Below are 11,616 nucleotides of genomic sequence, written 5' to 3'. Positions count from 1 at the left end.
AGATACTCCTTACCGGTAATCTCCTCTGGAATCATACCTTTCCCGTTGATTATCAGGTAGACAAACTCGCCTTTTTCAGTGGCGACTTCATAAATAAAGTTACCACCCTTCAATTTTTCATAGTCAGGCGCCTGGAGATACAGGATCTGATCTTTGGCATCCTCATTTTCATGGGTTTCCAGCCTGGCCAGAAGCTCATTATCTTCTTTCCCTGTTTCAGCAGTCGGTTCGTCGCAGATTTTTGGAACTATGGCCACCGGCTTTTCCTGCTGTGCAGCCTCCTGCTTCACAGTGGGCAGGGCGCTATGCAAATCCGCATTGTAAACAATGCGGATTTCCTGATTGGACTGATTCCTGAAGTACTTGATAAGCTTTCCCACCAGCACATTTCTGCTTTCGCTGTAGTCTGGGATCGGCTGCCCGTCATTGTGAATCAGCTGTCCAATCCGCTGATTCAGGCCGCATAGATCCTGGTAATTTTCTTCCAGTTCTTTGCCTTTCATCCAATAAAGAAGATTATATCCTTCCTTGCTTTTTTCCTCGATCCGCCTGGAAATTTTCTTATACAGCGTGTCCGCTTCCATCTTGATCATCCGCAAGTGATACTCGGCTTCGGTAATTTCCTGGGAATTTCCGCTAGAGGGCTTGTCTGACTGCTTCAAAGCGATCAGGCGTTCCTCAAGGCCGGAAAGATTGGCGTAACCTGCCAGAAAATTCTCGCAGGCCTGATCGACTTCAGTCACCAGACCGTTTCTCTGATAATATGTGAAGCCGCTGAGTATGGAAAAAATGAAAGCCAGAAAAAGCAAAGATTTTTTCATGCCACTCCCCTGAAAAATGTTGAAGCTTTAAGGGGCTAATGGCAGCCGCTGGTCAGGTCAGACCTCGTTGGTTACGATTCCGCCGGATATCACCAGTTTCATGGCAATATCCACGCCCATCTCAAGCTTCCTTACTTCTTTTTTCGGAAAAAAGACCAGAAGTCCTGAGGTGGGGTTGGGGGTTGTGGGAATAAAGACACTCACCAGATCCTGTCCAGTGCACTCGTTCAGCTCAAGCGGAGCATCGGCGACTTCAAATCCGATTGAAAAAACACCCTTTCTGGGATATTCGACCATTAAAACACAGCGAAAGAGCATCTGCCGCTTTGTCATCAGAAAATCGCTGAGTTCTTTGGTGATGGTGATCAGCCAGCGGGCCAGGGGTATCTTCATGAAAAAAGAGGCCAGGTAATTATAAAAACCTTCCCCGGCTTTCTTTGCTACCAGGCCGGTTAAAATGATGAAAGCCACAGTTGTAATAATGCCGAGTCCTGGAATCCTCCTGCCGATCAGGTGCTTGATGGCCGGTCCCATAATGTTGTCAGCCACCTGCAGAATCTGGAAAAGTACAAAAATCGTCACCACGAACGGCAGCAGAAAGACAAGTCCGGAAATGAAATAGCCCCGGAGCTTGAGAAGCAGTTTTTTTCCCGCGGCTTCTGACAGAGTTTCCCCTGCCAGAAAATAACTTTTCATCCTGCTGAAAGTTTTATTCTTTTTCCGATTCACTGTTGAAGATCCTTGAATTTCTCCAGGATCACCTTTCTGATGGAACTGGTGTTGGCATCAAAAATTTCGATCCTGCCCACTCCTCCGATCACGATCTGCTCACCCTTTTTCGGGACATAGCCGAATTTCATGAAAAGGTAGCCGGCCAGGGTTTCGTATTCGTCGCTGTCTGGAATCGCAAAGTCCAGATTGTTGTTGATCTCTTCTATCGAGACCCTGGCATTTACCAGGATCTTGTCGTGGTCCAGGGGCAGGAAATCCGGCTCTTCCCGGTCGAATTCATCCATCAGTTCCCCGAAAATCTCTTCCAGGATGTCGTCCATGGTGATGATGCCGGCCATGCCGCCGTATTCGTCGATCACGACCACCAGATGGAGCTTGCGTTTTTTCATTTCTGTCATGATCTCTGTGATTTTCTTGTTTTCAGGAACCAGCAGGGTCTCCCTCAGTATTTCACTCACCTTGAGTTCAGGGTTTTTCCCGGACTGGTGAATCAGGTCCATCACATAGACTATTCCCTTGATCTGATCCAGTTCCCCTTCATAAACCGGGAATCGCGAGAATCCGGTATCAAGCGAGGTCTTGGCGATGCGGGCCAGCGGGGAATTGATCTCTATGCCCTTGACGTCCACCCTCGGAGTCATGATCTCCCGGGCTTCCTTCTTGCTGAATCCCATGATCCCGAAAAGGATCCGGTGTTCCACCTTGTCCAGTGCTCCGTCTTTCACGCCCATCTTCAGGAGCATCTGCAGCTCTTCCTTTGTGACAACATGCCGCTGGGCGGAAAATTCAATTTCCTTGAGCGATTTGAAGAAAAGCGAGGAAAACCCTTCGATGAACACAGTAAGCGGGTAGAAGAAATTGTAGAAAAAATCGAGGTAGGCACTGAACTTAAGGCTCAACTTGTTAGCATTGATTCTGAATATAGTCTTGGGAATGACTTCCGAGAAGACCAGGATCACAGGTGTCAGAATCACAGTATTGTAAAATTCCAGTTCAGTACCTGAGAAGTTGAACACATGGTTCATCAGTGAAGTGGAAACAGCAGCAGCACCCAGCATGCAGAGATTTGTGCCCATCAGCATGGCATCGATCAGTTTGTGTGGATTGGAAAGCAGGGAATTCAGCACTTTGGCTTTGGACAGACCTGCTTCCTCCATGTTTTTCAGCCTGAGTCTGTTGACTGAAATCACCGCAGTCTCCAGCCCGGAGAACAGGCCGGTCAGCAGCATCAGCATAAAAAGAAGAATAATGTATAGTGTCAGGATAAACATACTTTTACCTTGGAAATCCGGTTGCCCGACATTTCCTCAATAATGAACTCGAGATTCTTGTAGCGGAGTTTGTCGCTCTTTTCAGGGATACGACCGAGCCGGCTGTAAATCAGACCTCCCACCGAAACTATTTCACCTTCATCGCTGAAATAGTCGTCCATTCCGATCACATCCTCCAGGTCTGAGAGATTCGTGCTGCCGCTCACATACCAGACCTTCTCGCCCTGGTTGACTATATCGATCTCTTCTGCTTCCACATCGTATTCGTCAAAAATATCGCCTACTACCTCTTCCAGAATGTTTTCCATTGTAACCAGGCCTTCAGTACCGCCATACTCATCTACGACAATCGCAAGGTGCAGCTTTTTCTGCTTGAGATCGCGGAACAGTTCGGAGACCTTCTTTGTTTCCGGAACGAAATATGCCTTGCGGATGTAATTTTCAAGGTTGAAATTCAGATTGGGATTGTTTTTGAGGATAAAACTAAGAAAGTCCTTGATGTAGAGGACGCCATGGATGTTGTCCACCTGGTCCTTGTAAACAGGAAGACGGGAATATCCGTGTTCGCGGAAAATCTTCATCACCTCGTCGAAGCTTCCGTCGCTCCTGATGCAGATCATTTCGTGGCGGGGAGTCATGATTTCTCTGACCGACCGCTCCTCGAATTCAAATACCTCTTCGATCATGTCCTGCTCATCCAGGTGCAGGGCGACTGTCTTGTCGTTACCTGTGACGATGCATTCGATTTCCTCGTGGGTGATGAATGGTTCGTCGAGCTTGTCGCTTTTAACACCGAAAACTTTCAGCACCAGGTTCACGAGAACGGTTATCAGAAAGCGGAGAGGTGCCAGAAAAATGTGCAGGGCATAGGTGGGAACCACCAGTATCTTTCCCATCCGCTCATTATAGGAATAGGCGAAATTTTTGGGTGTGACCTCTCCTATCAACACTACCACCAGGGTTAAGCAGATCGTGCCGATCGCGAGGATCAGTGATTCGGACAGCTTGTATTCGTGGCTCAGTCCGATGAAAAAATTTGAAGCCATGGTGGCCATTCCAATGTTGACAATCGTATTGGCCGTCAGAATCGTGATCAGCAGATGCTTGGGTCTGGAGAGCAACTTGAGTATCAGACGGCTGCCCAGGTTTTTCTGGTCTTCCAACAGTTTGAGCTTGAACTTGGACAGCGAAAAAAGAGCGGTTTCACTGGCTGAAAAACAGGCGGAAAGAAACAGCAGGATCAGGAAACAGGCTGAATATATAAAAACAGGATCGTTACTGTCCATAATGGGCAAAAAAATCTTCCAAAGCCCTGGTCCCTTCTGAGAGCATTTTTTCTCTGTCTTTCTTATTATAATCCTTCCAGCCTAAAAGATGCAAAAAACCGTGGGCCAGAAGGAATAGAATTTCAGCTTCCAGCCCGCCTGGTTCGGATTGCAGGCCGGCCTGTTCAACTGAAACCACAATGTCGCCAAGAATGCCGGATTTGCCCATGGGAAAAGCCATCACATCAGTCTGCCTGTCCCTGGAAAAATACTGCCGGTTCAATTCAGTAATCCGCAGGTTGTCTACAAAATACAGACTCACCAGCTCATCGGCCGGCCGATCAAAGCGCCTCCCTAGAAAATCACACAACCGCCAGATCTTTTTCCGGTCAAGCTTCAGTTTTTGTTCATTCCTGATTTCACACTTCACCGTTCTGCTCCATGATCTTCTTCACTTCCTTGTCCTGCTCAGGATACTTGATTCTGGAATGATGAAGCGAAATGATCATCTTGATGAAAATCTTGGCAATGGATTCTATGTCTTTGAGAGTCAGGTCGCATTCGTTGAACTGACCTTCCACAAATTTATCGTTGATGACTTTCTTCACCAGGGCTTCGATGTTGGAGGCATTGGGATTATCAAGCGAACGGGTGGCTGATTCCACAGAGTCAGACAGCATGACCAGCGCGGATTCCTTGGTCTGAGGCAGCGGTCCGGGATAGCGGAACTGCTCGATCGGAACTTCCTGGGTGCGGTCCTTATGTTCGATCTTAGCCACTTCATAAAAATACTGGAGCAGTGTCGTCCCGTGGTGCTGGGCGATGATGTCGATAATTTCATGGGGCAGGCGATGCGCCTTGCCGACTTCCACTCCGTCCTTGACATGAGCCGCTATGATCAGGGCTGAAAGGTTCGGAGAAAGCTCGTCATGTTGATTGTCGCTGCCGATCTGGTTTTCCATGAAAAGCTGGGGCCGCTTGAGCTTGCCGATGTCGTGATAGTATCCTCCAAGCTTTGAAAGCAGCGGGTCTGCGCCGACAACCTGGGCTGCAGCCTGGGCCAGATTCCCGACCAGCACGCTGTGCTGGTAAGTACCGGGAGCATCGAGCATCAGGGTTTTCAGAAGCGGCTGATTGAGGTCGGCGAATTCCAGCAGCCTGATCGCAGAAGACAGCTTGAACACTGACTCAAAATTAGGCAGGAAGCCGATGGCAAATGCCACGGAAAGAATCCCGTTCATGAATCCCCAGAAAACGTCTCGCCCCAAATAGATCCAGTACTTGTCCTCGAAATAGATCGGGTTTTCAAAGATCAGATAAAGAGTGATCACAAGGAGAACGTTGAAAAAACCGATAAAAAGGCCGTTCTTGCTCAACTCCGTAGTCTTGTTCACATTCATGCACATGAAGACTGAAAAGAACGAGCCGAGTAGAAAATAATAAACGTAGTAATAGCTGGCTCCAAGCTGGTAAATGGCTATTGTGGACAGCATCACGCTTACCAGGATCGCCAGTCTCCCATCAACCAGCACTGTCAGGATGATCGCGGAGATGGAAAGCGGGAAAGCAGCCGGGGACAAGATGTTGACGTCGCCCATCAGATTCTCCATGCTGATGTTGTAACCGAGCAGCAGTTTGAAAAGTTTCAGAAACAGCATATTGAGAATTATCAGGGTCACGATCATCCAGACCGTCTGTCCGCTATTAAGAATTCCATGTTCAAACTTGCTGAGATACAGGTAGCCGATAAAGGCGAGTATCATTACGAACAGCAGGGTTCCCACTTTCTGGTAAAAGGTTCCTTTCTCATTTTCATACAGTCCGATCGCCTTCATAATCTTGAAACTCTGGGGAGTAACCACTTCTCCCTTCCGGACAAGAGTTTCTCCCTTGCGGATCTGAATGAATACAGGCATCACCTTGGAAAGGGCATCATGCCTTAATTGTTCGGTTTTCTCCCGGTCATAAAGCAGGTTCGGTTCAAAAACACGTTCAGTGATCGAGCGCAGTTCCGGCAGAGCAGACACATCAGCGGGAAGTTCGGTTTCCCAGTCCGAGAACTTACCCCCTTCCTTGATGCCCTGATTCAGGCATTTCTGAAGAAATTCCCAGATCTCGTTCCTGAACAGAAGCAGTTCTTTGTGTCCCAGGGTCTGCAGAGATTTGAAACCGTCAAGTTTGAGCTGATATTCATTCCAGAGGACCTGCCCTTCCTTTTCGTAAATATATTTAAAAATCGTCGTAAGGTTATGCTCGACCTTCAGTTCCACAGTAGGATCCTTCTTGAACTGTGATTCGATCCTGGACTCTTCATCCTGGAGGAATCTTTCGGTTTCCTTTTTATCTTCAAAAGAAAAATCTGTTGGGGCTACAATATCAAAAGGAGAAGTTTCCCCTTTGGTGGGAGTGCGTTTGGTAGGTTTGAAGTCAATCAGCAGCAGAGAATAGACGATCATGAAGCAGAACAATCCGCTCATGAGTCTGACCGTCTTCAAAGCCCGCCAGTTGATCCTCAGTTTATTCAGCATCCAGCACCAATTTCCCGAACCTTCCCTGCTGGAAATCCCTGACCATTAACTTGAACATTTTCTCGTCTCCCGGTTTCAATCCCATCCTGTCGCAGATTCCAGGTATGTTTTCTTCGGCAGCGGTTCCAGGCTCAAACCCGTATCTCTGATGGAATCTTTCCGGATGCGAAGTAAGGAAAGACAGCAGCCAGCGGCCGGCTTTCTCATAGTCCATCATCCGCTCGCCCACCGCATTAATCAGACAGAGTCTGGCGTAAACTTCGTCGGATTCGATCCTGGGGAAGAGAACTCCAGGAGTGTCCGCAAGTCTCACGCCCTCTATGCATGAGAGCCAGGAGACCTGTGTCGTAACTCCTGCCTCAGCCCCGACTTTGACCTTCTTTCCGGACAGGTTGCGGATAAACATGGATTTTCCCACATTCGGAAGTCCCACTACCATAATATATAGGATTTTCTTCCTGAAATCGACCCTGACTCCTGAAATGAGCCTGCGGCATGAATCACGCCGCATGGAGTTAAGCGGAAAAATCCTGTATTCTCGCTTGTATCTTTTGATGATTTTATCGATCGCTTCCGGATCGACCAGGTCGGATTTGTTAAGGCCCAGCACTATCTTTTCCTTGTCAGGGATGAATTCAGGATAAAGAGACGTCTGTGGAGCCCTGGCATCCATCAGAAAAAGGAACACGTCTACAATCTGCGAGTATTTTTTGATCTCCTCACAGGTGCGTTTCATGTGATGCGGATACCAGCTTGTGGCCATTGCATTCTCTCCAGTCGAGGTATTCTACAGTATCCCCGCCTGAAAGTCACCCGGAGCTGCCGCCGCGGTCAGCATGGCCAGGCAAGAGCTTCAAGCCTGTGACTGTGCGGAAGATTTCGTAGCTGTGCATTTTTTCCACTTTTCTCACTTCAGCCGGCTTGTAGGGAAACAAAAAAACCACAAAGATCCTGAGCAGTGCGGAGAGGAAAATGACTGACAGGATCGGATTGCCGTCTATCGGCGGCAGATGATGGATGATGAATGTGCCGAACAGGGCTCCCAGGCAGGCGGAAGTCCCTGTAGCCGCGTTGTAGAATGCGATGTGCCCGGTTCTGCTGCCGGCAGGACTCGAATCGTAAACAAAATTTGAGACAGCCAGGTTGTAGCCTGCGTAAACAAAACCCCCGATCACCTGAAAAAAGAAGAGCAGCTGAGGCTTCTGGGTCAGCACCCAGAGCAGGGGCAGCAGGGAAACGTAGCGGGAAGTGAATTTTATCACCTTGATGTTTCCGATCCGGTCTGCAAGGGAGCCCCAGCTTTTCATCATCAGATAGGTAGTAAGTGTGGAGGTCAGGATTATACAAGTGTACAAAAGATAACTGAACTTCAAGTCCCTCAGCATCAGGACAGTATAAAACGGGCCGGCTACATTGAGCGAGAAATTCAGGGCTGAAATGAAAAAGACGAAGCGCAGAAAATTGCTTTCCCTCCAGTGTCGATTGAAAATTGCTCCTGCCTCTTTTTCCAAGCTGCCTGACCCTGGAGCAGGATCATGCATCCTGGTGAGAAAATACCAAGATCCCAGGCGGGCTGCGCAGGCCAGGGAAAAAATCAGGCAGAATCCGGTCATTGGATTCCGGTTTTTGAAAAAGTTCAGGATTGCTCCGGCTGCAAAGCTGCAGGCTACCAGGAAAAGTCCGAGAATGCTTCCCCGCCAGCCGAAGTACTGGCCTCTCTTATCTTCATCAAGCAGGTCGGCCATCAGGCTGCCCCAGGCTGGAAGCGAAAAGGCTCCGCTAGTGGAAAAGAGCACTGCCAGGATGATGAAAATCACAGGGCTCGGGTTTGGAAATCCTGTCAGAAGCACGATCGGGATCAGTGCCAGCGCCTGCAGGTAAACCAGGAACAGGATTACAGAACGCCTGGAAAACAGCCGGACAGCCAGGCTGCTCTTGAGCTGCGACAGGGAGGAAAAAAGGTTGGACAGGGCGCTCAGAACTCCGATCTGGGTGTTGCTGCCGCCGATGCTGATCAGGAATGGGGCGAAATAATCCTGGGTGAAGCCTGTCATCAGGCTGGCGAAAACGCCGTCCCAGAGGGAAAACCGCAGAGACCTGCTCTTCAATTCATCGTTGTTCATGCTGGAGCGTATTCTATCTCAACTGATGATATCCGGCAATTTCTTTCCACTCAATTTCAGGAAACTGCTCTTGAATTTCGACTGGAATTTTTTTGGCTGCTTCCCCAATGATTTCAAGGCTTCTGACAAATGCGCGCTTTACTCGCTCGTCAGCATTGAAAATCTCGTACGTTAAATCTTTAGAGTCGGCCGTTAAATACTCAATCTCAATGAGTCGAACAGTCATCATCAATACATTTCCATGTACCTATAAAATCATTACAACTCACGCCTTTTTTTATCATACCAACTTTCTTTTCATTAAATTAGAAGATACGGCCCACTTTACTCATCTGTCTCTCCCTTCTGAAGATCCGAGATATACTGTTTCATCACCATAAACGGTCGTTCTTCATACACACAGTCAGTCCCCGCCGCCGTTGCGGCATTTAGATATCGTAAGCCTTGTCTCGCTTAAGGATTGCATATACACAAATGAGTTTTTGTTTCCTGAGCATTGTGAACAAGACCCGCACATCGCCGACCCGCAGGCGGAAATCGCCCTTCAGCGGCCCTACCAGCGGCTTTACTTTCGGATGGGACAATGGATTTTCCAATTGCTCCAGTTTCAGAAGTTCAGTTTTGATTTTTGACCTGGTTTCTTTGGGGAATTTGGAATATTCCTTGAAAGCTGCAGGTTTGATTTCAATCCGGAAGTTCATCCAAGGATCGCCCTTTGACCTTTTTCAGGATTTCTTTTTTTCCTTTTCCTATCAGTTCCGCCCATTCCGGGTTCGACAGAATTTCCATGGTCTCCTGATGGCGCTGCATATATTCATCAACCATTTCTTCCAGCAGCACGCTGACGTCCTTTTTTTCAATGGCTGCGAACACTTCCAGCATGGCCTTTCTGCTGGCCGCGATCTTTACAGATGCAGTTTTCATATTTTCACCTCAGCTCGTCTTCTTAAATGATAGTTGCTGCAGGAAGAATGTCAAGAAATTCAAGCCAAGACACCATCGACGGCCTGCAAAGGTTTCCATCGAATCGTCTCTCTGCCAGTCACAAAGTCAGGCTTCGCCGCCGTATCATGCTGTGCAATGTGTAGGCCAACCCCAGATTTTTTTATTAAAACATAACAATTGAGTTTCAAACACCAATTAATAGTCTATCACATTTCCTCCATAACCTTTCTTAGCTGCTCCCGGAAATGGCGGGGTCGAGAGGGCCGCGCTAAACCGTGGGTAAAGACGCAGAAACTTTGTCAGTCTGCTGATCATTTTTATTATCAAACTTATGGCAATAGCATTTTGTGAGAGAAGTAGAATCCATTTACTCCCCGCCGGGGAGTTCAGAGGGGTGGAGTCCCTCTGATGGGTGGGATCTCAAAGGGAGGGGAGAAAGAAAAAAGCCCCGGCTTGGACCAGGGCTTTGGCTGTCAGATTCGCTGAAGGAATCAGTCCCTCTTCTCCTTGATCCTGGCTTTCTTGGCCGAGAGGCCGCGGAGGTAGTATAGCTTCGCTCTTCGGACAACACCGACTTTTTTCACCTCGATGCTCTCGATTTTCGGTGAATAGAGCGGAAAAGTCCTCTCAATACCGATGCCGAAGGAAACCTTGCGCACAGTAAAAGAGGAGCGGACTCCGCCGTTGTGCTTGGCGATAACATCTCCCTCAAAGGGCTGGATTCTTTCCTTGTCGCCTTCAACGACTTTCACGTTTACCTTGATCCTGTCTCCCGGCTTGAAGGCAGGCATCTCTTTTTTCATGTATTCTTTGTCCACCAGTTGCAGCTTCTCCAGCATGGTCTATCTCCTCCTTGTGATTATCTGCTTTTCAACGAGTTCTAAGATTGTAGCGCATTGGTTCTCTTCTATCAACTTAATTTACGACCGCAGACCTATAGGGTTTAGATATTTTTAATCTCTACAACTTCCCCGTCTGTCAAAACAATCTCCGCATGAGACAGCCGTTCAAAGAACGAATCTCCGATCTTGATGTCGCATGGGCTGTCGATCACTCCCTGAATGAACTCATTTCCGATCGAGAGCGCTGCATACTCGCGTGTTTTATTTTCAAGGTCGTCCAGGCAGCGTTTCTGTTTGCCGATTTCCTGCTCCAGATTGTATTGCGCAGGGTTGTTATGAGAATCCAAGCCCTTGGCCAGGGACTTTTTCTGTTCCTCAAGCTGCTTGAGAAGCTGCTTCACGTTTTTCTTGGCATTTTCCACCTGCAGCCCGAGCTGGCGCTTGAGTTCATCTGTTACGATGGACTTGATCAGGACCTTTCTGATGACTGTAATCGAATCCATTAATGCATCCCCGCTTACTGGAGTATCTCAACCATGACCTTCTTGCTTTCCTTGTTCATGGCTGATTTGATGATTGTCCTGATGGAATTGATGGTTTTCCCATGCTTGCCTATGACCTTGCCTACATCACTGTCTGCTACCTTCAATTCAAGGATGATGGTCTTCTCGCCTTCCACTTTTTTTATGTCCACCTGATCGGGATTGTCGACAAGAGCTTTCACCATGAAGCTTAAAAGGTCAATCATGCTGCCTCCTCCTGCTCAAAAAATCAGATTACTTCGCAGCTTTGAATTTGTTCCAGATTCCCTGTTTTCTTAATAGATTCCTCACCGTATCGGTTGGAACCGCTCCCTTTTTCAGATAGGACATGGTCAGTTCCTCATCAAAGGAAATCAGGGCTTCTTTCTTGGTGGGGTCATAAGCGCCGATCTTATCGATGTATTCACCATCGCGCTGTTTGGAATCCTCGATGGCCACGATTCTGTAATAAGGTTTCTTGGGCGCTCCCATCCTCTTCAGCTTGAGCTTCAACATTTGTGTACCTCCTCAGGTATTGTATCTAATCAAATTAATCCCAATAACTTCA

The 11,616-nt window shown here is 47.9% G+C and carries 15 protein-coding genes; all 15 read right to left on the bottom strand.

The window, feature by feature from the left end:
- Positions 1 to 821: hypothetical protein (locus PHW04_16245; GenBank protein MDD2717442.1), on the bottom strand; the 821-nt coding region annotated here is incomplete at its 3' end.
- Between the two features lie 57 nt (positions 822 to 878).
- A complete protein-coding gene (locus tag PHW04_16240) occupies positions 879 to 1,517 on the bottom strand; it encodes a DUF502 domain-containing protein (GenBank protein ID MDD2717441.1) in 639 nt (212 codons plus the stop codon).
- Positions 1,518 to 1,546: 29 nt separating this feature from the next.
- Positions 1,547 to 2,788, bottom strand: a complete 1,242-nt coding sequence (locus tag PHW04_16235; GenBank protein MDD2717440.1) for a hemolysin family protein — start codon at positions 2,786 to 2,788, stop codon at positions 1,547 to 1,549.
- 23 nt (positions 2,789 to 2,811) lie between these two features.
- Positions 2,812 to 4,110 (bottom strand): hemolysin family protein, encoded by a 1,299-nt coding sequence (locus PHW04_16230; GenBank protein MDD2717439.1) that lies wholly within the window; start codon positions 4,108 to 4,110, stop codon positions 2,812 to 2,814.
- Positions 4,100 to 4,519 carry an rRNA maturation RNase YbeY gene (ybeY, locus tag PHW04_16225; GenBank protein ID MDD2717438.1) on the bottom strand — a complete coding sequence of 140 codons (420 nt, stop codon included), beginning with the start codon at positions 4,517 to 4,519 and terminating at the stop codon, positions 4,100 to 4,102. Before ybeY ends, PHW04_16230 begins: the two co-directional genes overlap by 11 nt.
- Entirely contained in the window at positions 4,509 to 6,617 is a 2,109-nt protein-coding gene (locus PHW04_16220) for an HDIG domain-containing protein (GenBank protein MDD2717437.1), read from the bottom strand. The genes ybeY and PHW04_16220 overlap by 11 nt, the downstream gene beginning before the upstream one ends.
- A complete protein-coding gene (locus PHW04_16215) occupies positions 6,607 to 7,380 on the bottom strand; it encodes a 50S ribosome-binding GTPase (protein ID MDD2717436.1) in 774 nt (257 codons plus the stop codon). Before PHW04_16215 ends, PHW04_16220 begins: the two co-directional genes overlap by 11 nt.
- Positions 7,381 to 7,426: 46 nt before the next feature.
- Positions 7,427 to 8,740 carry an MFS transporter gene (locus PHW04_16210; GenBank protein ID MDD2717435.1) on the bottom strand — a complete coding sequence of 438 codons (1,314 nt, stop codon included), beginning with the start codon at positions 8,738 to 8,740 and terminating at the stop codon, positions 7,427 to 7,429.
- Positions 8,741 to 8,753: 13 nt separating this feature from the next.
- The gene (locus PHW04_16205) at positions 8,754 to 8,969 is read right to left on the bottom strand and encodes a DUF86 domain-containing protein (GenBank protein MDD2717434.1); all 216 of its coding nucleotides are present in this window, start codon (positions 8,967 to 8,969) and stop codon (positions 8,754 to 8,756) included.
- A gap of 199 nt (positions 8,970 to 9,168) precedes the next feature.
- Positions 9,169 to 9,441 (bottom strand): type II toxin-antitoxin system RelE/ParE family toxin, encoded by a 273-nt coding sequence (locus PHW04_16200; protein MDD2717433.1) that lies wholly within the window; start codon positions 9,439 to 9,441, stop codon positions 9,169 to 9,171.
- Positions 9,425 to 9,664: a hypothetical protein gene (locus PHW04_16195; GenBank protein MDD2717432.1), complete on the bottom strand. Its 240-nt coding sequence runs from the start codon at positions 9,662 to 9,664 to the stop codon at positions 9,425 to 9,427. Before PHW04_16195 ends, PHW04_16200 begins: the two co-directional genes overlap by 17 nt.
- A gap of 512 nt (positions 9,665 to 10,176) precedes the next feature.
- Positions 10,177 to 10,521 (bottom strand): 50S ribosomal protein L19, encoded by a 345-nt coding sequence (rplS, locus tag PHW04_16190; protein ID MDD2717431.1) that lies wholly within the window; start codon positions 10,519 to 10,521, stop codon positions 10,177 to 10,179.
- A gap of 107 nt (positions 10,522 to 10,628) precedes the next feature.
- Positions 10,629 to 11,030, bottom strand: a complete 402-nt coding sequence (locus PHW04_16185; protein MDD2717430.1) for a YlqD family protein — start codon at positions 11,028 to 11,030, stop codon at positions 10,629 to 10,631.
- 14 nt (positions 11,031 to 11,044) lie between these two features.
- Complete coding sequence (locus tag PHW04_16180; GenBank protein ID MDD2717429.1) at positions 11,045 to 11,275, bottom strand: KH domain-containing protein; 231 nt, start codon at positions 11,273 to 11,275, stop codon at positions 11,045 to 11,047.
- Between the two features lie 28 nt (positions 11,276 to 11,303).
- Positions 11,304 to 11,564 carry a 30S ribosomal protein S16 gene (rpsP, locus tag PHW04_16175; protein ID MDD2717428.1) on the bottom strand — a complete coding sequence of 87 codons (261 nt, stop codon included), beginning with the start codon at positions 11,562 to 11,564 and terminating at the stop codon, positions 11,304 to 11,306.
- Positions 11,565 to 11,616: the final 52 nt, after the last annotated feature.

The organism is Candidatus Wallbacteria bacterium (assembly GCA_028687545.1).
GTDB lineage: Bacteria > Muiribacteriota > JAQTZZ01 > JAQTZZ01 > JAQTZZ01 > JAQTZZ01.
This window is presented reverse-complemented; position numbering and strand designations above follow the sequence as displayed.

Coding starts and splice junctions, on each gene's coding strand:
- PHW04_16230 (MDD2717439.1), bottom strand. CDS start 4,110: ATGGACAGTAACGATCCTGTTTTTATATATTCAGCCTGTTTCCTGATC.
- PHW04_16220 (MDD2717437.1), bottom strand. CDS start 6,617: ATGCTGAATAAACTGAGGATCAACTGGCGGGCTTTGAAGACGGTCAGA.
- PHW04_16195 (MDD2717432.1), bottom strand. CDS start 9,664: ATGAAAACTGCATCTGTAAAGATCGCGGCCAGCAGAAAGGCCATGCTG.
- PHW04_16180 (MDD2717429.1), bottom strand. CDS start 11,275: ATGATTGACCTTTTAAGCTTCATGGTGAAAGCTCTTGTCGACAATCCC.
- PHW04_16210 (MDD2717435.1), bottom strand. CDS start 8,740: ATGAACAACGATGAATTGAAGAGCAGGTCTCTGCGGTTTTCCCTCTGG.
- PHW04_16215 (MDD2717436.1), bottom strand. CDS start 7,380: ATGGCCACAAGCTGGTATCCGCATCACATGAAACGCACCTGTGAGGAG.
- PHW04_16200 (MDD2717433.1), bottom strand. CDS start 9,441: ATGAACTTCCGGATTGAAATCAAACCTGCAGCTTTCAAGGAATATTCC.
- PHW04_16240 (MDD2717441.1), bottom strand. CDS start 1,517: ATGAAAAGTTATTTTCTGGCAGGGGAAACTCTGTCAGAAGCCGCGGGA.
- rpsP (MDD2717428.1), bottom strand. CDS start 11,564: ATGTTGAAGCTCAAGCTGAAGAGGATGGGAGCGCCCAAGAAACCTTAT.
- PHW04_16235 (MDD2717440.1), bottom strand. CDS start 2,788: ATGCTGATGCTGCTGACCGGCCTGTTCTCCGGGCTGGAGACTGCGGTG.
- PHW04_16205 (MDD2717434.1), bottom strand. CDS start 8,969: ATGATGACTGTTCGACTCATTGAGATTGAGTATTTAACGGCCGACTCT.
- PHW04_16185 (MDD2717430.1), bottom strand. CDS start 11,030: ATGGATTCGATTACAGTCATCAGAAAGGTCCTGATCAAGTCCATCGTA.